17 protein-coding genes and 2 tRNA genes are annotated in these 20,370 nt (G+C 53.2%); 3 read left to right on the top strand and 16 right to left on the bottom strand.

The genetic code is table 11. The features are described 5' to 3' along the window. Positions 1-4 precede the first annotated feature (4 nt). From nlpI to ACOTX4_RS00515, 9 genes are all read right to left on the bottom strand, one after another. Positions 5-889: a lipoprotein NlpI gene (nlpI, locus tag ACOTX4_RS00555; RefSeq protein WP_003861782.1), complete on the bottom strand. Its 885-nt coding sequence runs from the start codon at positions 887-889 to the stop codon at positions 5-7. A 110-nt stretch (positions 890-999) separates the two neighbouring features. Then, positions 1,000-3,138 (bottom strand): polyribonucleotide nucleotidyltransferase, encoded by a 2,139-nt coding sequence (pnp, locus tag ACOTX4_RS00550; protein ID WP_003861786.1) that lies wholly within the window; start codon positions 3,136-3,138, stop codon positions 1,000-1,002. A 242-nt stretch (positions 3,139-3,380) separates the two neighbouring features. After that, positions 3,381-3,650, bottom strand: coding sequence for a 30S ribosomal protein S15 (rpsO, locus tag ACOTX4_RS00545; RefSeq protein ID WP_003861789.1), 270 nt, complete (start codon positions 3,648-3,650; stop codon positions 3,381-3,383). Positions 3,651-3,804: 154 nt separating this feature from the next. After that, a complete protein-coding gene (gene truB / locus ACOTX4_RS00540; RefSeq protein WP_003861791.1) occupies positions 3,805-4,755 on the bottom strand; it encodes a tRNA pseudouridine(55) synthase TruB in 951 nt (316 codons plus the stop codon). Then, entirely contained in the window at positions 4,755-5,159 is a 405-nt protein-coding gene (rbfA, locus tag ACOTX4_RS00535) for a 30S ribosome-binding factor RbfA (protein ID WP_003861793.1), read from the bottom strand. Before rbfA ends, truB begins: the two co-directional genes overlap by 1 nt. 106 nt (positions 5,160-5,265) lie before the next feature. Continuing rightward, positions 5,266-7,953 (bottom strand): translation initiation factor IF-2, encoded by a 2,688-nt coding sequence (infB, locus tag ACOTX4_RS00530; RefSeq protein WP_003861796.1) that lies wholly within the window; start codon positions 7,951-7,953, stop codon positions 5,266-5,268. A 24-nt stretch (positions 7,954-7,977) separates the two neighbouring features. After that, positions 7,978-9,480 carry a transcription termination factor NusA gene (gene nusA, locus ACOTX4_RS00525; RefSeq protein ID WP_003861798.1) on the bottom strand — a complete coding sequence of 501 codons (1,503 nt, stop codon included), beginning with the start codon at positions 9,478-9,480 and terminating at the stop codon, positions 7,978-7,980. A 28-nt stretch (positions 9,481-9,508) separates the two neighbouring features. Beyond that, positions 9,509-9,961 (bottom strand): ribosome maturation factor RimP, encoded by a 453-nt coding sequence (gene rimP, locus ACOTX4_RS00520; RefSeq protein WP_014833432.1) that lies wholly within the window; start codon positions 9,959-9,961, stop codon positions 9,509-9,511. A gap of 207 nt (positions 9,962-10,168) precedes the next feature. Then, a tRNA-Met gene (locus ACOTX4_RS00515) sits at positions 10,169-10,245 on the bottom strand. 286 nt (positions 10,246-10,531) lie between these two features. Between ACOTX4_RS00515 and argG the strand changes: the two genes are divergently transcribed. After that, positions 10,532-11,878 carry an argininosuccinate synthase gene (argG, locus tag ACOTX4_RS00510; RefSeq protein WP_023323785.1) on the top strand — a complete coding sequence of 449 codons (1,347 nt, stop codon included), beginning with the start codon at positions 10,532-10,534 and terminating at the stop codon, positions 11,876-11,878. Between the two features lie 187 nt (positions 11,879-12,065). Here argG and ACOTX4_RS00505 read toward each other — a convergent pair. The 6 genes from ACOTX4_RS00505 to rlmE form a co-directional block, all read right to left on the bottom strand. Further along, positions 12,066-12,152, bottom strand: a tRNA-Leu gene (locus ACOTX4_RS00505). Between the two features lie 9 nt (positions 12,153-12,161). Beyond that, positions 12,162-12,494 (bottom strand): preprotein translocase subunit SecG, encoded by a 333-nt coding sequence (gene secG / locus ACOTX4_RS00500; protein ID WP_003861803.1) that lies wholly within the window; start codon positions 12,492-12,494, stop codon positions 12,162-12,164. Between the two features lie 222 nt (positions 12,495-12,716). Further along, on the bottom strand, positions 12,717-14,054 hold the full coding sequence (gene glmM, locus ACOTX4_RS00495; RefSeq protein WP_003861804.1) for a phosphoglucosamine mutase: 1,338 nt from the start codon (positions 14,052-14,054) through the stop codon (positions 12,717-12,719). After that, the gene (gene folP, locus ACOTX4_RS00490) at positions 14,047-14,895 is read right to left on the bottom strand and encodes a dihydropteroate synthase (protein WP_003861807.1); all 849 of its coding nucleotides are present in this window, start codon (positions 14,893-14,895) and stop codon (positions 14,047-14,049) included. The genes glmM and folP overlap by 8 nt, the downstream gene beginning before the upstream one ends. Positions 14,896-14,993: 98 nt before the next feature. After that, positions 14,994-16,928 (bottom strand): ATP-dependent zinc metalloprotease FtsH, encoded by a 1,935-nt coding sequence (gene ftsH, locus ACOTX4_RS00485; RefSeq protein ID WP_003861810.1) that lies wholly within the window; start codon positions 16,926-16,928, stop codon positions 14,994-14,996. A 102-nt stretch (positions 16,929-17,030) separates the two neighbouring features. After that, complete coding sequence (gene rlmE, locus ACOTX4_RS00480; RefSeq protein ID WP_003861812.1) at positions 17,031-17,657, bottom strand: 23S rRNA (uridine(2552)-2'-O)-methyltransferase RlmE; 627 nt, start codon at positions 17,655-17,657, stop codon at positions 17,031-17,033. Between the two features lie 127 nt (positions 17,658-17,784). On the opposite strand from rlmE, the gene yhbY reads away from it, so the two are divergent. Beyond that, entirely contained in the window at positions 17,785-18,078 is a 294-nt protein-coding gene (yhbY, locus tag ACOTX4_RS00475; protein ID WP_003861814.1) for a ribosome assembly RNA-binding protein YhbY, read from the top strand. 151 nt (positions 18,079-18,229) lie between these two features. Here the strand turns inward: yhbY and greA are convergent, their stop codons facing one another. Continuing rightward, a complete protein-coding gene (gene greA / locus ACOTX4_RS00470; RefSeq protein WP_003861815.1) occupies positions 18,230-18,706 on the bottom strand; it encodes a transcription elongation factor GreA in 477 nt (158 codons plus the stop codon). 228 nt (positions 18,707-18,934) lie between these two features. On the opposite strand from greA, the gene dacB reads away from it, so the two are divergent. After that, positions 18,935-20,368 (top strand): serine-type D-Ala-D-Ala carboxypeptidase, encoded by a 1,434-nt coding sequence (gene dacB / locus ACOTX4_RS00465; RefSeq protein ID WP_003861817.1) that lies wholly within the window; start codon positions 18,935-18,937, stop codon positions 20,366-20,368. Positions 20,369-20,370: the final 2 nt, after the last annotated feature.

Raw genomic sequence — 20,370 nt, 5'->3', positions numbered from 1 at the left:
TCAGCTATTGCTGGTCCGATTCTGCCAGGTCGTCTTGCTCCTGGCCCAAGAGCGATAATTCCAACAATGCATAACGGTGCTCAACGAAGTTATGTACGTTGTTAGCAACCGCTAATTTGAACAGTGCCGTAGCGCTGTCCATATCCCCCAGACTTAGGTAGTACTTACCTAAATAGAAGTTGGTTTCACTGAGATGCTCAGCGAGCGAGGTGTTATCCGTTGCGTCCGCCTTGAGGCGTTCCATCAGCGTTGCTTCGCTAATGTTGCCCAGGTAGAACTCGACAATGTTCCATCCCCACTGTTCCTTGTCCGATTTCTCGAAGCGCTGTTTCAGTGCTTCTTTGGCCTGCTTCTCATCAAGCTTCTGCTCAACGATGTAAAGCCACAGGCTGCGGAAAGGATCATTAGGATCGTCTTGATAAAACGCCAGCAGATCATCTTGCGCTAACTTATCACGTCCGCCGTAATACAATGCGATACCGCGATTCAAGTGCGCGTAGTTGTAAGTTGGATCAAGCTCAAGTACAGAATCAAACGCTTCATAGGCAGCATCAAAATTGCCTGCCTGCGTTAAATAAATGCCTAAGTAATTGAATACTTCAGGCATATCAGGTCGAATCGCCAGCGCTTGTGAAAAATCATTTCGCGCCAGTGCCCTCAGACCGAGACTATCATACAACACTCCGCGCTCATATAAAAGCTGTGCGCGTTCGTCATCGGTTAAAGCCCGACTGGCAAGTATTTGTTCCATGCGTGCCAGAATGACTTCCTGCTGCAAAGTCGGTTGCAATGGCACTGCGAGGACTTCGCTCTTACGCCAGGCAGAGTTGCTGCATCCTGCCAGCGTTAAAGCTGTCGCAACGAAACACCAGCGCAAAAAAGGCTTCATTTCCCACTCCCGAAGACAACTATTGGATGAACGTCCTGTCCCCCGGCGGCTTAACAAGGCGTCCTGCCTGATAATAAGCCCTCCGCCTGCGCGGAGGGCAAATGGCAACCTTACTCGCCTTGCTGTTCAGCAGCCGGAGCTTCCGGCGCCGCAGCAGGCTGAGACTGCTCGGTTGCTTCTTTAATGCTCAGACGGATACGGCCCTGGCGGTCAACTTCCAGAACTTTCACCGGTACTTCCTGACCCATTTGCAGGTAATCGGTCACTTTCTCAACGCGCTTGTCAGCGATCTGAGAGATGTGTACCAGACCTTCTTTACCGCCACCGATGGCAACGAATGCGCCAAAGTCAACGATACGGGTCACTTTACCATTGTAGATACGGCCCACTTCGATTTCTGCCGTGATCTCTTCGATACGACGGATAGCGTATTTCGCTTTCTCGCCGTCGGTTGCTGCGATCTTCACAGTACCGTCATCTTCGATTTCGATGGTGGTGCCCGTCTCTTCGGTCAGTGCACGGATAACGGAACCGCCCTTACCGATAACATCTTTGATCTTGTCTGGATTGATCTTGATGGTGTGAATACGCGGAGCGAATTCAGAGATATCACCGCGTGGCGCGTTGATAGCCTGTTCCATCACGCCCAGGATGTGCAGACGCGCACCTTTAGCCTGGTTCAGAGCAACCTGCATGATCTCTTTGGTGATACCTTCAATTTTGATATCCATCTGCAAAGCAGAGATACCGTCGCGGGAACCCGCCACTTTGAAGTCCATATCACCCAGGTGGTCTTCATCACCCAGAATGTCAGACAGAACAACGTAGTTGTCGCCTTCTTTCACCAGACCCATTGCGATACCCGCAACGGCGGCTTTAATTGGCACGCCTGCATCCATCAGCGCCAGAGAAGCACCACACACGGAAGCCATGGAAGAAGAACCGTTGGATTCAGTGATTTCAGACACCACACGTACGGTGTACGGGAATTTGTCTGCTTCTGGCATCACTGCCAGCACGCCGCGCTTCGCCAGACGACCGTGACCAATTTCACGACGCTTCGGTGAGCCAACCATACCGGTTTCGCCCACAGAGTACGGAGGGAAGTTGTAGTGGAACAGGAAGCTGTCAGTGCGCTCGCCCATCAGTTCGTCGATGATCTGTGCGTCACGTGCAGTACCCAGGGTCGCGGTTACCAGCGCCTGCGTTTCACCACGGGTGAACAGCGCAGAACCGTGAGTACGTGGCAGTACGCCAGTACGCACGTCCAGACCACGGATCATGTCTTTTTCACGGCCATCGATACGCGGCTCGCCTGCCAGTACGCGGCTACGAACAACGTTTTTCTCGATAGCGTGCAGGATTTCGCCAATTTCGTTAGCGTCCAGCGTTTCGTCTTCGGCAACCAGGGTCGCGGTCACTTCAGATTTGATCACATCAACCTGAGCATAGCGCTCCTGTTTGTCGGTGATGCGGTATGCGTCGCTCAGACGAGATTCTGCCAGTGCAGCAACGCGTGCGTTCAGCGCGTCGTTGGCCGCTTCTGGCTGCCAGTCCCAACGTGGTTTACCGGCTTCTTTCACCAGGTCGTTGATGTTCTGGATAACAACCTGCTGCTGGTCGTGGCCGAAGACCACAGCGCCCAGCATCTGGTCTTCGCTCAGCAGTTCAGCTTCGGATTCAACCATCAGCACCGCGGCTTCAGTACCGGCGACAACCAGGTCCAGCTTACTCTCTTTCAGCTCTTCCTGAGTTGGGTTCAGCACGTACTGATCATTGATGTAACCCACGCGCGCAGCACCGATTGGACCATTGAATGGAATACCAGACAGTGACAGGGCAGCAGACGCACCGATCATCGCAACGATGTCCGGGTTAACCTGCGGGTTAACGGAAACAACGGTTGCGATAACCTGCACTTCGTTCACGAAGCCTTCCGGGAACAGCGGACGAACCGGGCGGTCAATCAGACGCGCGATCAGGGTTTCGCCTTCGCTTGGACGGCCTTCACGACGGAAGAAGCCACCTGGGATTTTACCGGCAGCGTAGGTACGCTCCTGGTAGTTAACGGTCAGCGGGAAGAAGTCCTGACCTGGTTTAGCTTTTTTCTGGCCAACTACGGTAACGAATACAGCAGTGTCATCCATGCTTACCATAACGGCAGCAGTAGCCTGACGCGCCATCATGCCGGTTTCCAGCGTGACGGTATGCTGACCATACTGGAATTTACGAACGATCGGATTCAGCAAAGTTCTGTCCTTTCTTAAATGTTTGAAAGCACACCTCAGGTGTGCTGACGATTTAACCCGACCTTCTTCGCATCCTCGCGACTAATGACAACCGACACCCCCATGGGTGAAGCCTCTCATTAGCCGCGCGAACCTCTGCAATGAAGATCATTTATAGCAACAATACAATAGTTTCCATTGAATTGCTGCCGTCTGGTTGAAAAAAGGGGCCATCAGGCCCCCTTTTCTGAAACTCGCAAGAATTAGCGACGCAGACCCAGACGCTCGATCAGCGCGGTGTAGCGTGCAACATCTTTACGCTTCAGGTAGTCGAGCAGTTTACGACGCTGAGAAACCATACGCAGCAGACCACGACGGCTGTGGTGATCTTTTTTGTGCTCTGCAAAGTGACCTTGCAGGTGGTTAATCTGTGCAGTCAGCAGTGCAACCTGAACTTCGGTAGAACCGCTGTCGTTAGTACCACGACCAAACTCAGAAACGATTTTAGCTTTAGCTTCAACGCTTAGAGACATTTTCAAACTCCAAAGTATAAAGAATGTAAGGATGCCGATCTCTAATTCAGCTATCCCATGTACGCCCCGCAGATTGTTAAACAATTTACCAGGCGTTAAGCGGCGATATTCTACTCGTCTCCCCTGCTTATCGCAAGGTAAGGCGTTATCACCGTCACGCTTCGACCGGATATTCGACGACCAGACGACGCGGCGCCACACGCCCTTCGCCGTCCATTTCGCCCATACCGATGAATTTCCCTTCGTCACCTTCCGTCACGCGTACCAGGCCCTCAAGCGGTGCCCCCGTTGTGCGAACCGGGTTTCCGTTCTTAAAGTAAACGGACGATGTTAAAGGAAGATTAACAACCGGGAAGTCCACTGCCGGACTGTCCATTGGCATCAGCAGCGGGTCCAGCAGATCGGCCGGCGCAACGCCCTGCGCTTGCGCCTGCTCAATCAGGGCGTGCAGATGCTCAAGCGTCACCATGCGTTCGACCGGATATTTGCTGACCGCCAGACGACGCAGATAAATCACATGCGCGCCGCAGCCCAGCTTTTCACCGAGGTCATCAATGATGGTGCGGATATAGGTCCCTTTCGAACAGTGTACTTCCAGCTCGAGTTCATCACCTTCGTGACGAATGAACAGCAGCTCATACACGGTAATCGGACGAGCTTCGCGCGGAACCTCAATGCCCTGACGTGCATATTCGTAGAGCTTTTTGCCCTGATATTTCAGCGCCGAATACATCGACGGCACCTGTAGCGTATCACCACGGAAGCTGTCCAGCGCCGCATCAAGTTGCTCTGCGCTGAAGGTCACCGGGCGCTCTTCCACCACCTGGCCATCTGCATCGGAGGTATCCGTACGCTGGCCCAGTTTGGCAATCACGCGGTAGCGCTTATCGGAATCCAGCAGGTACTGGGAAAACTTTGTCGCTTCCCCCAGGCAGATCGGCAGCATGCCGGTTGCCAGCGGATCCAGCGCGCCGGTGTGCCCTGCTCGGTTGGCGTTATAAATACGCTTCACTTTTTGCAGCACGTCGTTGCTGGATGCGCCCTGTGGTTTATCCAGCAAGAGCACGCCATGCACGTCACGACCGCGACGACGAGGACGACTCATCAGTCCTCCTTGCTGTCGTCCGCCGGGTTAACACGACGCTCATCGTCATGTTTCACCACGCTGGTCACCAGGTTGGACATACGCATACCTTCAACCAGCGAGTTGTCGTAGAAGAAGGTCAGCTCTGGCACGATACGCAGGCGCATCGCTTTGCCAAGCAGAGAGCGAATGAAACCAGAGGCTTCCTGCAACGCTTTAATGCCGTTCTTCACAGCGTCTTCATCCTGGTCATTCAGGAAAGTTACAAACACTTTGGCGTACGCCAGGTCGCGGGACATTTCCACGCCAGACACGGTGGTCATCATACCCACGCGTGGATCTTTGATTTCACGTTGCAGAATGAGAGCGATCTCTTTCTGCATCTCCTGCGCGACGCGCTGTGGGCGACCAAATTCTTTCGCCATAATAAATTCTCCAGACAAAAAAGGGGCTTAAGCCCCTTTTTAAAATTACTGCCGGGTGGCGCTTCGCTTACCCGGCCTACGCTCATTAATCTTCTGTTGAAGAAGATTACGCGATGGTACGCTGAATTTCGATGATCTCGAACACTTCGATCATATCGCCAACGCGAACGTCGTTGTAGTTCTTCACGCCGATACCACATTCCATGCCGTTACGGACTTCGTTAACGTCATCTTTAAAGCGGCGCAGGGATTCCAGCTCGCCTTCGTAGATAACCACGTTGTCACGCAGTACGCGGATTGGGTTGTGACGCTTGATGGTCCCTTCGGTAACCATACAGCCCGCGATCGCACCGAATTTCGGTGATTTGAACACGTCACGTACTTCAGCCAGACCGATGATCTGCTGTTTCAGCTCAGGAGACAGCATGCCGCTCATCGCTGCTTTCACTTCGTCAATCAGGTTATAGATGACGGAGTAGTAACGCAGATCCAGGCTTTCAGCATCAATCACTTTACGCGCAGATGCGTCAGCACGAACGTTGAAGCCAACCAGGATCGCGTTGGACGCTGCTGCCAGAGTTGCGTCGGTTTCGGTGATACCACCTACGCCAGAACCGATGATCTTCACTTTCACTTCGTCGGTAGACAGTTTCAGCAAGGAGTCGGAGATCGCTTCCACAGAACCCTGAACGTCCGCTTTCAGAACAACGTTCACTTCGTGAACTTCGCCTTCGGTCATGTTGGCGAACATATTCTCGAGTTTAGATTTCTGCTGACGAGCCAGCTTCACTTCACGGAATTTACCCTGACGATACAGAGCGACTTCACGCGCTTTCTTCTCGTCACGTACGACGGTTACTTCGTCACCGGCAGCCGGAACACCGGACAGCCCCAGGATTTCCACTGGAATGGACGGACCCGCTTCCAGCACTTCCTGACCCAGTTCGTTACGCATCGCGCGAACGCGACCGTATTCGAAACCACACAGAACGATGTCGCCCTTGTGCAGAGTACCTTCGCGAACCAGAACGGTTGCAACCGGACCACGACCTTTATCCAGGAAGGATTCGATTACCGCGCCGCTCGCCATACCTTTACGAACCGCTTTCAGCTCCAGAACTTCAGCCTGAAGCAGGATGGCGTTCAGCAGGTCGTCGATACCGGTACCCGCTTTTGCAGATACAGGGATGAACTGTGCTTCACCGCCCCACTCTTCCGGCATAACGCCGTACTGGGACAGTTCGTTCTTCACGCGATCCATATCGGCTTCTGGCTTATCGATTTTGTTGACTGCAACAACCAGAGGCACCTGCGCCGCTTTCGCGTGCTGGATAGCTTCAATGGTCTGCGGCATCACGCCATCGTCGGCAGCAACAACCAGAACAACGATATCCGTTGCCTGAGCACCACGAGCACGCATTGAGGTAAACGCTGCGTGGCCTGGGGTATCCAGGAAGGTGATCATGCCGTTTTCGGTTTCTACGTGGTAAGCACCGATGTGCTGGGTAATACCACCCGCTTCGCCGGAGGCAACCTTAGTAGAACGAATGTAGTCAAGCAGAGAGGTTTTACCGTGGTCAACGTGACCCATGATGGTCACAACCGGTGCGCGCGGTTCAGCCGCTGCGCCCGTATCACGGTCGCTCATTACTGCTTCTTCCAGCTCGTTTTCACGACGCAGGATAACTTTGTGGCCCATCTCTTCGGCAACCAGCTGTGCGGTTTCCTGGTCGATGACCTGGTTAATGGTGGCCATTGCGCCCAGTTTCATCATCGCTTTGATGACCTGAGAGCCTTTCACCGCCATTTTGTTAGCCAGTTCGCCAACGGTGATAGTTTCGCCGATCACAACGTCACGGTTAACGGCCTGAGCAGGCTTCTGGAAGCCCTGCTGGAGAGCGGAACCTTTACGCTTGCCGCCTTTACCGCCGCGAACCGCTGCACGCGCTTCTTCACGGTCAGCTTTTGATTCAGCGTGTTTGTTACCTTTTTTCGCAGGACGCGCAGCTTTTGCACTGCGAGTACGACCACGACCACCTTCTACTTCGCGGTCGTTGTCGTCTTCTGCCTGACGCGCATGCTGAGACGTGGTGACGTGATAATCGCTGGTATCTTCAGTTGGTTCAGCAGTATTCACACCATTCTTCTCGTTTTCTTCTGCCATGCGACGCGCTTCTTCGGCGACGCGGCGAGCTTCTTCTTCAAGCTTGCGGCGGGCTTCTTCTTCCGCTTTACGCTTCAGCTCGGCAGCTTCATTTTCACGGCGGGCTTTTTCAGCCTGGGCAGTTTTGGTCATTTCGTCGGTCTGTTGATTGCTCACTTTGTCTTTTTCCGCAGCGTCACGCTTCGCTTTTTCACCGGCGTCGCGTTTCGCTTTTTCTGCGGCCTCACGTTCAGCTTTTAATTCTGCTTCACGTTTGGCAGTGGCTTCTGCCTCACGCTGAGCTTGTTCTTCCGCTTCACGCTGTGCCTGCTCTTCCGCGGCAAGGCGTTCTGCCTCTTGCGGATCACGTTTTACAAAGGTGCGCGTCTTGCGGACTTCAATTTGTACCGACTTGCTTTTGCCACCGGTACCAGGGATGTTCAACGTGCTACGCGTTTTACGCTGTAGCGTTAACTTGTCAGGCGTAGAGCCGTGTTCACGGTTCAGGTGCGCTAACAAGGTTTGTTTTTCTTGCGCGGTCACCGAGTCATCAGCGGACTTCGGGATCCCTGCATCAGCAAATTGCTGTACCAGGCGGTCCACGGAGGTCTGAATCTCAGCAGCCAGCGATTTTACAGTTACATCAGTCATGCTGTTCCTTCCTGCTACAGTTTATTACGCTTCGTCGCCGAACCAGCAAATATTACGTGCGGCCATGATGAGTTCGCCGGCTTTCTCGTCGGTTAAACCTTCGATATCGGCCAGGTCATCAACGCCTTGCTCAGCGAGATCTTCCAGCGTACAAACACCACGGGCAGCCAGCTTGAACGCAATCGCACGATCAAGACCTTCCAGATTCAGCAGGTCATCAGCCGGCTTCTTATCGCCAAGGCTTTCTTCCTGAGCCAGCGCCAGGGTGGTCAGTGCGTTTTTAGCGCGTTCACGCAGGGCTTCAACGGTTGGTTCATCCAGACCGTCAATTTCCAGCAGCTCTTTCATTGGCACGTAGGCCAGTTCTTCCAGCGTAGAGAAACCTTCTTCAACCAGCACAGTGGCGAAGTCTTCGTCAATGTCCAGGTATTTGGTGAAGGTATCGATCGCCGCGTGGGCTTCAGCCTGATGCTTGGCCTGAAGGTCATCAACGGTCATCACGTTGAGTTCCCAGCCGCTCAGCTGTGACGCCAGACGTACGTTCTGACCGTTACGGCCAATCGCCTGCGCCAGATTGCCCGCTTCTACAGCGATATCCATGGTGTGTTTGTCTTCGTCAACAACGATAGACGCCACATCAGCCGGTGCCATTGCGTTGATCACGAACTGCGCCGGGTTGTCGTCCCACAGAACGATATCAATGCGCTCGCCGCCCAGTTCGGTAGAAACCGCCTGAACACGTGCGCCACGCATACCGACGCAAGCACCGACCGGGTCGATACGCTTGTCGTTGGTTTTCACCGCAATTTTCGCACGGGAACCCGGATCGCGGGCCGCCGCTTTGATTTCGATAACTTCTTCGCCGATTTCCGGCACTTCGATACGGAACAGTTCAACCAGCATTTCTGGTTTAGAACGCGTCACGAACAGCTGTGCACCACGCGCTTCAGGACGTACGGCATACAGCACACCACGAATACGGTCGCCTGGGCGGAAGTTTTCACGCGGCAGCATGTCTTCGCGCAGGATGACGGCTTCAGCGTTACCCGGCAGTCCTTCGGATTTGATCTCCAGAGAGATGTTGTCGCGGTTCACTTTCTTCACCACGCCAGTGATGATTTCGCCTTCCTGATCGCGGAACTGATCGACAACCAGCGCGCGCTCGGCTTCGCGAACTTTCTGCACGATAACCTGCTTCGCGGTCTGGGTGGTGATACGGTCGAAGGTAACAGATTCAATCTGATCTTCAACGTAGTCACCCACGTTCAGACTTTCGTCTTCAAAACGTGCCGCTTCCAGGGTGATCTCTTTGGTCGGTTGGGTCACTTCTTCAACGATTACCCAACGACGGAATGTATCGAAGTCACCGCTTTTACGATCGATTTCTACGCGAACATCGATCTCTTGTTCGTATTTTTTCTTGGTTGCTGTAGCCAGTGCACTTTCCAGCGCTTCGAAAATCTTCTCACGCGGCAGTGATTTCTCGTTGGAGACGGCTTCAACAACAGCCAAAATTTCTTTGTTCATCGCGGGCTTTTCACCTCAATCCAGACTGTTAAAAGTGGGGAACCAGGTTCGCCTTCTGGATATTACTCAGCGCGAACACTTCATCTTTGCCTTCGACTGTCACCGTGATCATTTCACCATCAACGGCTTTGATAATTCCCTGCCATTTACGGCGGTTCTGTACGGCCATACGCAGAACGAGAGCCACTTCTTCACCGGTAAAGCGCACGTAGTGCTCGGCCGTGAACATCGGACGATCGAGGCCAGGTGAGGAAACTTCCAGGTTGTACGCAACGGTAATCGGATCTTCAACATCAAGAACCGCACTCACCTGGTGGCTGACATCAGCACAATCATCAACATTGATGCCATCTTCACTATCAATATAGATGCGCAGTGTGGATGTACGGCCGCGAACGAATTCGATGCCGACCAGTTCGTAGCCCAGTGCTTCGACCGGCGCAGTAATCATCTCTGTTAATTTTTGCTCTAATGTGGACAAGCCCACCCCCAAGACATAAAAAAAGGGCGTAAAGCCCAGTTATTCTGTAGTCAGATAACAAAAAACCCCGATAAATCGGGGCTTTAGATAACTGAACCCTATAGCCACAACTGTGGCCTGGAGCACTCTCCGAAAGCATTTTTTCAAATCCAGCTACGAAGGCTCTAAGTCTTCACAGTATATTTGAAAAAGAACTTTATGGGAAAGTGGTTGCGGGGGCCGGATTTGAACCGACGACCTTCGGGTTATGAGCCCGACGAGCTACCAGGCTGCTCCACCCCGCGCCTGAAACGTGGCAAATTCTACGCGTTTTGGACAGAATTTGCAAATAATGCTGGGATTTGGTACCGAAGACGGGACGTAAAATCGGCATTCAGTATATTGATAGTTGACCCCACCTGTCAACCCAACTTCGGCCAGGGCAATAAAAGGGAAATTTTTACAAAAAACGCACACGTCTCTTTCGGTCGTCGATAAAAGATGATTAAATGAATACTCACTTATTTTGCATAAACATGCATAGAGAGCGAAAGCGGTCTCTAATCAGTCAATCAAGCAGGGTTTTATTATATGACGACGATTCTCAAGCATCTCCCGGTAGGACAACGTATTGGCATCGCTTTTTCTGGCGGCCTGGATACCAGCGCTGCACTGCTGTGGATGCGCCAGAAGGGAGCGGTTCCTTATGCATATACTGCGAACCTGGGTCAGCCGGACGAGGAAGATTATGACGCGATCCCTCGTCGTGCCATGGAATATGGCGCAGAGAACGCACGTCTGATCGACTGCCGTAAGCAGCTGGTCGCCGAAGGGATTGCCGCGATCCAGTGCGGTGCTTTCCATAACACTACCGGCGGCCTGACCTATTTCAATACCACCCCGCTGGGTCGTGCCGTCACCGGCACTATGCTGGTCGCCGCCATGAAAGAAGATGGCGTGAACATCTGGGGGGACGGTAGCACCTATAAAGGCAACGATATTGAACGTTTCTATCGTTATGGCCTGCTGACCAACGCCGAGTTGCAGATCTACAAACCGTGGCTGGATACCGACTTCATCGACGAGCTGGGTGGCCGTCATGAAATGTCTGAGTTTATGATTGCCTGCGGCTTTGACTACAAGATGTCGGTTGAGAAAGCCTACTCAACCGACTCCAACATGCTGGGTGCGACGCACGAAGCGAAAGACCTGGAATTCCTGAACTCCAGCGTAAAAATTGTTAACCCGATCATGGGCGTGAAGTTCTGGGATGAAAACGTGAAGATCCCGGCGGAAGAAGTGACCGTGCGTTTCGAACGTGGTCATCCGGTTGCCCTGAACGGTAAAACCTTCTCCGACGATGTTGAACTGATGCTGGAAGCAAACCGCATCGGCGGTCGTCACGGTCTGGGTATGAGCGATCAGATCGAAAACCGTATCATCGAAGCAAAAAGCCGCGGCATTTACGAAGCTCCAGGGATGGCGCTGCTGCACATCGCTTATGAGCGTCTGCTGACCGGTATTCACAACGAAGACACCATTGAGCAGTATCACGCTCATGGCCGTCAGCTGGGCAAACTGCTGTATCAGGGTCGCTGGTTTGATCCACAGGCGCTGATGCTGCGTGACGCCCTGCAACGTTGGGTGGCAAGCGCCATCACCGGCGAAGTGACCCTGGAACTGCGTCGCGGTAACGACTACTCCATCCTGAACACCGTGTCTGACAACCTGACCTATAAAGCAGAGCGTCTGACCATGGAGAAAGGTGAGTCAGTGTTCTCTCCGGACGATCGTATTGGCCAGCTGACCATGCGTAACCTGGACATCACCGATACCCGTGAGAAGCTGTTCAACTATGTTGAGAATGGCCTGCTCTCCGCCAGTTCCGGTAATGGCCTCCCACAGGTTGAGAACCTGGAACACAGCGATAAGAAATAATCGATAATGAAACATGCAAAAGGCGCCCATTGGGCGCCTTTTTTGTGGTCTTCGTAGGCCAGGTAAGCGCAGCGCCACCGGGCAAAACGGCGGGTGGCGCTGCGCTTACCCGCCCTACAATAGATCGGAAACACAGAATATAGAGACGAAAAAAAAGACGTCTTGCGACGTCTTTCTTCTGGAATATTGGTACCGAGGATGGGACTCGAACCCACAAGCCCGTTAGGGCACTACCACCTCAAGGTAGCGTGTCTACCAATTCCACCACCTCGGTACGGAATACTTACTGCGGGATATCGCTGGTTGGCTTAGCCGGTGCAGCTGGCTGAGTTTGCTCAGTTTTTGCTGGCGCGCTCAGATTTTCCCACTCGCTTCCTTTACTGGTCTTGTTGCTGTTGATATTGCCCAGCACCAGACTGATAATGAAGAACAGCGTAGCCAGAATCGCCGTCGTGCGGGTCATGAAGTTCGCAGAACCACTTGAACCGAACAGCGTACCAGAAGCGCCTGCTCCGAAGGAGGCTCCCATATCAGCGCCTTTACCTTGCTGTAGCATAATCAGCGCTACGAGAGCGATGGCTACAATAAGGAAAATAACTAAAAGAGCTTCGTACATAATCAACCTGTTCCTTGCGGATTTGCCGCATACCAATGCTTCGACCAATTAGCAGGATTTTGTTTCCCACTGAAGCGGGTGTGAATACTAACCAAAGCGAATCACCTTCGCAAGGGCATTTTCGAGGCATTGTATCAACTGCGGAAAAAAACAGCAAAAAGCCATTAATTGTTTAAAACAAAGGCGGCAAACGCCGCCTTTTTAAACACTTATTCTGAAAGATTATGCAGCTTTGACTGCATCCGCAATGCGGTGCGCAAATTCAGTCACCTGCGCTTCGTCTTCGCCTTCCACCATCACGCGGATCAGCGGCTCGGTACCCGACTTACGCAGCAGGACGCGCCCACGGCTGCCAAGCGTCGCTTCCACCTCTGCCATCACCGCTTTCACGTTATCATTTTCCAGCGGGTCACCTTTACCCGCGGTGAAACGCACGTTGACCAGGATCTGCGGGAACATTTTCATGCCGCTGCACAGATCGTGCAGGCTCATATGGTTACGCGCCATCGCGGCAACAACCTGAAGCGCCGCCACAATGCCGTCACCGGTGGTGGTTTTATCGAGCAGGATCACGTGGCCGGAGTTTTCCGCGCCAATACGCCAGCCTTTCTCCTGGAGTTTTTCCAGCACGTAGCGGTCACCCACTTTCGCACGAACAAACGGGATGCCCAGCTGTTTCAGCGCCAGCTCCAGACCCATATTGCTCATCAAAGTGCCCACCGCGCCACCGCGCAGTTGCCCCTGACGCAGGCCTTCACGCGCAATGATGTAGAGGATCTGATCGCCATCGACCTTGTTACCTTCGTGATCAACCATGATCACACGGTCACCATCGCCATCCAGGGCAATACCCAGATCGGCCTTTTCAGCCAGGACACGCGCTTGCAAGGCACGTACGTCTGTCGCGCCAACTTCTTCGTTGATGTTCAGACCGTCCGGCTCGCAGCCGATAGTGATCACTTTCGCACCCAGCTCGCGGAACACATTCGGCGCAATGTGGTAAGTCGCACCGTTTGCACAGTCCACCACAATTTTGAGGTGTGCCAGGCTCAGTTCATTCGGGAAAGTGCCTTTGCAGAATTCAATGTAGCGGCCTGCGGCATCGACAATACGGTTTGCTTTACCCAGCTCAGCGGAGTCTACACAGGTGATCTCTTTTTCCATTTCCGCTTCAATCGCCTCTTCCACGTCATCCGGCAGTTTGGTGCCGTCGATGGAGAAGAATTTGATACCGTTGTCATAGAACGGGTTATGGGAAGCGGAAATGACGATGCCCGCTTCCGCACGGAAGGTGCGGGTCAGATAGGCAACAGCAGGAGTTGGCATTGGCCCCGTAAAGGAAGCTGAAAGCCCCGCCGCCGCCAGCCCGGCTTCCAGCGCGGATTCCAGCATATAACCCGAAATACGGGTATCTTTACCAATAATGATCTTACGGGAGCCATGACGCGCCAGCACTTTCCCCGCTGCCCAGCCCAGCTTCAGGACAAAGTCAGGGGTAATTGGCGCATCGCCTACGCGCCCACGGATGCCATCGGTACCAAAATATTTACGATTACTCATAGCGTTTGTTTTCCTTCGCTGCCAGTGTGGCTTCCACCACACGCATTGCTTCTACTGTTTCTTTTACGTCATGGACGCGAATGATGTGTGCACCTTGCATCGCGGCAATCACCGCGCAGGCCAGACTGCCGCTCAGACGTTCGCTCGGCCCGACATTCAACAACTGACCAATCATCGATTTTCTCGACATTCCCACCAGCAGTGGCAGGCCGAACTGATGAAACTCTGATAAGCGCGCAAGCAACGCGTAATTGTGTGAGAGATTTTTACCGAAACCGAAGCCCGGGTCGAGCAGCAATTTCTCTTTTGCGATACCCGCACGTTCACAGCGTTCGATATGCTCAATAAAGAAGCGGGTGACGTCGGCAAACACGTCTTCATATTTTGGCGCCTCCTGCATTGTCTTAGGCTGGCCCTGCATATGCATCAGACACACCGGTAGCCCGGTTTCTGCGGCGGCTTCAATCGCGCCCGGCTCGGTCAGCGAGCGGATATCATTGATAATGTGAGCGCCCACTCTCGCCACTTCACGGATCACTTCGGGTTTGGAGGTATCAACAGAGATCCACACTTCAAAGCGCCGGGCGATAGCCTCCACCACCGGCACCACGCGCGCCAGCTCTTCTTCCACCGAAACCTCCGCCGCGCCAGGCCGCGTTGACTCCCCTCCAACGTCAATGATGGTGGCACCCGCGTTAATCATTAAATTCGCGTGTTTAACCGCGTCGATAAGCGAATTATGCGTGCCGCCGTCAGAGAAGGAATCAGGCGTGACATTCAGGATCCCCATCACATGGGGATGTGAAAGGTCGAGATGCGAGTCCTGGGCGAATAGTTTCATGGTGAAGTCCCTGGGATTAATGTGGTTAAACAGATAAGAAAAACCCCGGAGCAAGCTCCAGGGTTTGAGATACAGACAAACGCTTCAACAGCAGTGACTTACTTGTCGCCTAACTGCTCTGACATGGTGTTGCCCGGGTTTGGCGTACGCGGTTCATCGACCGGACGCGGCGCACGCGGGGTGCCATTGTTGTCAGAATTGTTAGACGCGCCTGGGTCTTCCCAGCCTGCCGGCGGACGCACTTCGCGGCGCGCCATCAGGTCGTCAATCTGTGGTGCATCGATGGTCTCATATTTCATGAGCGCATCTTTCATCGAATGCAGGATGTCCATATTGTCGTTCAGGATCTGACGGGCGCGAGCGTAGTTACGTTCAATCAGCGCTTTCACTTCCTGGTCGATGATACGTGCCGTTTCATCGGACATATGTTTCGCTTTTGCCACGGAGCGGCCCAGGAACACCTCGCCCTCTTCCTCTGCATACAGCAGCGGACCGAGTTTGTCGGAGAAGCCCCACTGAGTCACCATGTTACGCGCCAGGTTTGTCGCCACTTTAATATCGTTCGACGCACCGGTGGAAACATGTTCCGCACCGTAGATAATCTCTTCAGCCAGACGACCGCCGTACAGGGTTGAAATCTGGCTTTCCAGCTTCTGACGGCTGGCGCTGATCGCGTCGCCTTCAGGCAGGAAGAAGGTCACACCCAGCGCACGACCGCGTGGAATGATCGTCACCTTGTGTACCGGATCGTGTTCCGGCACCAGACGACCGATAATCGCGTGGCCCGCTTCGTGATATGCCGTGGACTCTTTCTGCGCTTCCGTCATCACCATGGAGCGACGTTCCGCACCCATCATGATTTTGTCTTTCGCTTTCTCAAATTCCACCATGGACACCACGCGCTTGTTACCGCGAGCGGCAAACAGGGCTGCTTCGTTGACCAGGTTAGCCAGATCCGCACCGGAGAAGCCTGGAGTACCACGCGCGATGATTGCCGCGTCGATATCTGGCGCCAGCGGTACGCGACGCATATGCACTTTCAGAATCTGTTCACGACCGCGAACATCCGGCAGACCGACCACAACCTGGCGGTCGAAACGGCCTGGACGCAGCAGCGCAGGGTCAAGTACGTCCGGACGGTTAGTTGCCGCGATAACGATGATACCTTCGTTACCTTCGAAGCCGTCCATCTCAACCAGCATCTGGTTCAGCGTCTGCTCACGTTCATCGTGACCACCACCCAGGCCTGCGCCACGCTGGCGGCCTACGGCATCGATTTCATCGATGAAGATGATGCACGGTGCTGCCTTCTTAGCCTGCTCGAACATGTCACGCACACGAGATGCACCGACACCCACGAACATTTCAACGAAGTCAGAACCTGAAATAGTAAAGAACGGCACCTTCGCTTCACCCGCGATGGCTTTTGCCAGCAGGGTTTTACCCGTACCCGGAGGGCCGACCATCAGGACGCCTTTCGGGATCTTACCGCCCAGTTTCTGGAAACGGCTCGGCTCGCGTAGGTATTCAACCAGTTCACCCACCTCTTCTTTTGCTTCGTCACAACCTGCTACGTCAGCAAACGTGGTCTTGATCTGGTCTTCCGTCAGCATACGCGCCTTGCTCTTACCGAACGACATGGCACCTTTGCCACCACCGCCCTGCATCTGGCGCATAAAGAAGATCCAGACGCCGATAAGAAGCAGCATCGGGAACCAGGAAATGAAGATAGAAGCCAGCAGGCTTGGTTCTTCCGGCGGCTCGCCTACCACTTTGACGTTTTTGGTCAGAAGGTTATCAAGCAGCTTAGGATCGTTCACCGGGATGTAAGTCGTGTAACGGTTACTATCTTTCTTGGTAACGTTGATCTCACGTCCGTTGATACGCGCTTCGCGAACCTGGTCCTGATTGACCTCTTGCAGGAAGGTAGAATAATCCACCTTGCGGCCATTCGACTCGCTGGGCCCAAAGCTCTGGAATACTGACATCAGCACAACGGCAATGACCAGCCAGAGTATTAGGTTTTTCGCCATGTCACTCAAGGGATTAACCTCATATTACAACTGTGTTAAAAACAGCGTCAGGATACTCTATATCCAGTTTCATTCAAACTTTCGCCTGAAATCTACCGGTTATCATTTTCGCCCGGTCGCTACAATATACACTTCACGGGAACGGGCCCGGGAAGAGTCCGGCTTACGAACTTTGACCTTCGCAAACAGGGAGCGAATTTCCTTAAGATACTCCTCGAAACCTTCGCCCTGAAACACCTTCACAACAAAACTACCACCAGGCGCTAGTACATCACGACACATTTCTAACGCTAGTTCCACCAGATACATGGCGCGGGGGATATCCACCGCCGGTGTTCCACACATATTTGGCGCCATATCCGACATGACAACCTGGACCTTACTGTCACCTACACGATCAAGTAATGCTTTCAGCACTAATTCATCACGAAAGTCGCCCTGAAGGAAGTCGACACCGACGATGGGATCCATTGGTAAAAGATCGCATGCGATGATTCGGCCCGTTCCGCCGATCTGCGTAACCGCATACTGGGACCATCCGCCAGGTGCCGCACCGAGGTCGACCACCGTCATTCCCGGTTTAAAAAGTTTGTCACTTTGCTGTATTTCATCAAGTTTAAACCAGGCGCGGGAACGCAACCCCTTTTTCTGCGCCTGTTGAACATATTTATCGCTAAAGTGTTCCTGAAGCCAGCGGCTGGAGCTGGCAGAACGCTTTTTACCTGTCATTTAACATTTCCGTCCTGGTTCATCGTTGCTTGCCTGTGACGTAAATTTCTACGCAGCTATTTGGCGATATTAGGGAGATGGCGGTAGAATGAACCGTTTTCAATCCCAACGTAAGCAAAAATATACGATGAATCTGAGTACTAAACAAAAACAGCACCTTAAAGGTCTGGCACATCCGCTCAAGCCTGTAGTGATGCTTGGCAACAATGGTTTGACCGAAGGGGTGCTTGCCGAGATTGAACAAGCGCTGGAACACCACGAGCTGATCAAGGTGAAAATCGCCTCTGAAGACAGAGACACAAAAAACCTGATCGTGGAAGCCATCGTGCGCGAAACCGGCGCCTGTAATGTACAGGTCATCGGTAAAACGCTGGTGCTCTATCGCCCATCTAAAGAGCGCAAAATCTCGCTGCCACGTTAAGGATATCCTGAATCGAACACATTTTCTGTGTGAAACGAGGGATTTCTTTCAGCAGGCGAGCAAAATGCCATGCTCCGTGAGTTGATAAAAGGCCGCTATGCGGCCTTTTTCTTTTCTTTACAATGTATCAACATCTTAGTAGAGAAGCGAATTACAGATATTCAACCTTAATAATTTCGTATTCCACTTCACCACCAGGGGTGCGGATGGTGACCACATCGTCCTGCTCTTTGCCAATCAGGCCACGAGCAATTGGCGAGTTCACCGAAATCAGGTTCTGTTTGAAGTCAGCTTCATCATCACCCACGATGCGATAGGTCTGCTCTTCGTCGTTGTCCAGGTTCAGCACGGTAACGGTTGAACCAAAAATCACACGGCCATTATTCGGCATTTTGGTGATATCGATAACCTGTGCATTGGACAATTTTGCTTCGATATCTTTAATACGCCCTTCACAGAAACCCTGCTGCTCACGCGCCGCGTGGTATTCAGCATTCTCTTTCAGGTCGCCATGCTCACGCGCTTCCGCGATAGCGGCGATGATTTCAGGGCGACGCACGGATTTCAGAAAATCCAGCTCTTCGCGCAGTTTTTCGGCACCACGTAAGGTCATCGGAATAGCTTGCATTTGTTATACCTCTTAAACATTCCTGTTGGGAGCAGTGTTCCCTGCTCCAGCCCACCTGAACAGGCCAGAAGCAAAAAGAAAACCGACCCGGGAGCAACGCCCCAGGTCAGCAGCAATTTTTCAATTTGATACGCATTTTACCGCGAAGTTCACTATGGGTCATCGTTTACTTTACAGTGCCATGCACCGTAGTATGACGGTTTGTTTTCGGGTTGTTAGCGCGAGATTATGCGATTTTCCAGTTTTATCATCGGATTGACTACCAGTATAACGTTCACCGTTCAGGCCGCGAATGTTGATGAGTACATTAATCAACTGCCCGCCGGCGCGAACCTTGCCCTGATGGTGCAGAAGGTTGGCGCGCAGGCTCCCGAGATTGACTATCACAGTCAACAGATGGCGCTGCCTGCCAGTACCCAGAAGGTGATCACCGCCCTCGCCGCTCTGCTCCAGCTCGGGCCTGACTTCCGTTTTACTACCACCCTTGAAACCAGAGGTAACGTTGAGGGTGGCGAACTGAAAGGCGATCTTATCGCCCGTTTTGGTGGCGATCCCACCTTTAAGCGCCAGGATGTCCGCAACATGGTGGCGGTACTGAAAAAATCCGGCGTAACAAAAATTGATGGCAACGTGCTGATCGACACCTCCATTTTCGCCAGCCACGATAAAGCGCCTGGCTGGCCATGGAACGACATGACGCAGTGTTTTAGCGCCCCGCCAGCCGCCGCCATCGTTGACCGTAACTGCTTCTCCGTATCGCTTTACAGCGCGCCAAAACCAAATGACTTAGCGTTTATCCGCGTGGCGTCTTACTACCCGGTCACGATGTTCAGCCAGGTGCGGACGCTGGCGAAAGGCTCCCCGGAGGCACAGTATTGCGAGCTGGACGTGGTACCGGGCGATCTCAACCGCTATACGCTCACCGGCTGCCTGACCCAGCGGGCCGATCCACTCCCGCTGGCCTTTGCCATTCAGGATGGCGCAGGTTATGCCGGTGCCATTTTTAAAGATGAACTGAAGCAGGCGGGCATAACCTACACCGGAACGCTGCTGCGCCAGACGCAGGTGAATGAGCCAGGCACGGTGATTGCCAGCAAACAGTCCGCGCCACTGCATGATTTGCTTAAGATTATGCTGAAAAAGTCGGATAACATGATTGCCGACACGGTATTCCGCATGATCGGGCACGCGCGCTTTGGTGTGCCGGGCACCTGGCGGGCCGGTTCTGATGCCGTACGTCAGATCCTGCGCCAGCAGGCGGGTATCGATCTGGGCAATACGATCGCCGTTGATGGTTCCGGTTTATCGCGTCATAACCTGATCTCGCCGGCCACCATGATGCAGGTGTTGCAGTACATTGCTCAGCATGACGCTGAGCTAAACTTTATTACGATGCTGCCGCTTGCCGGACACGACGGTTCTCTTCAGTACCGCGCGGGCCTTCACGCTGCGGGCGTGGATGGCAAAGTTTCAGCCAAAACGGGTTCCCTGCAAGGCGTTTACAACCTTGCCGGTTTCATCACGACCGCCAGCGGACAACGCATGGCATTTGTGCAGTATCTTTCCGGCTATGCCGTCGAACCGGCTGACCAGCGCAATCGCCGTATTCCACTGGTACGTTTCGAAAGCAGGCTCTATAAGGACATCTACCAGAATAACTAGCG

The organism is Enterobacter cloacae complex sp. IR5459 (genome assembly GCF_049238005.1).
In the GTDB taxonomy this organism is placed as follows: Bacteria; Pseudomonadota; Gammaproteobacteria; order Enterobacterales; family Enterobacteriaceae; genus Enterobacter; species Enterobacter hormaechei_C.
Note: the sequence above shows the minus strand (reverse complement) of the source record. Positions and strands in the feature narration are given on the sequence as shown.

Coding starts and splice junctions, on each gene's coding strand:
- nlpI (WP_003861782.1), bottom strand. CDS start 889: ATGAAGCCTTTTTTGCGCTGGTGTTTCGTTGCGACAGCTTTAACGCTG.
- rpsO (WP_003861789.1), bottom strand. CDS start 3,650: ATGTCTCTAAGCGTTGAAGCTAAAGCTAAAATCGTTTCTGAGTTTGGT.
- truB (WP_003861791.1), bottom strand. CDS start 4,755: ATGAGTCGTCCTCGTCGTCGCGGTCGTGACGTGCATGGCGTGCTCTTG.
- rbfA (WP_003861793.1), bottom strand. CDS start 5,159: ATGGCGAAAGAATTTGGTCGCCCACAGCGCGTCGCGCAGGAGATGCAG.
- infB (WP_003861796.1), bottom strand. CDS start 7,953: ATGACTGATGTAACTGTAAAATCGCTGGCTGCTGAGATTCAGACCTCC.
- nusA (WP_003861798.1), bottom strand. CDS start 9,480: ATGAACAAAGAAATTTTGGCTGTTGTTGAAGCCGTCTCCAACGAGAAA.
- argG (WP_023323785.1), top strand. CDS start 10,532: ATGACGACGATTCTCAAGCATCTCCCGGTAGGACAACGTATTGGCATC.
- secG (WP_003861803.1), bottom strand. CDS start 12,494: ATGTACGAAGCTCTTTTAGTTATTTTCCTTATTGTAGCCATCGCTCTC.
- glmM (WP_003861804.1), bottom strand. CDS start 14,054: ATGAGTAATCGTAAATATTTTGGTACCGATGGCATCCGTGGGCGCGTA.
- folP (WP_003861807.1), bottom strand. CDS start 14,895: ATGAAACTATTCGCCCAGGACTCGCATCTCGACCTTTCACATCCCCAT.
- ftsH (WP_003861810.1), bottom strand. CDS start 16,928: ATGGCGAAAAACCTAATACTCTGGCTGGTCATTGCCGTTGTGCTGATG.
- rlmE (WP_003861812.1), bottom strand. CDS start 17,657: ATGACAGGTAAAAAGCGTTCTGCCAGCTCCAGCCGCTGGCTTCAGGAA.
- yhbY (WP_003861814.1), top strand. CDS start 17,785: ATGAATCTGAGTACTAAACAAAAACAGCACCTTAAAGGTCTGGCACAT.
- greA (WP_003861815.1), bottom strand. CDS start 18,706: ATGCAAGCTATTCCGATGACCTTACGTGGTGCCGAAAAACTGCGCGAA.
- dacB (WP_003861817.1), top strand. CDS start 18,935: ATGCGATTTTCCAGTTTTATCATCGGATTGACTACCAGTATAACGTTC.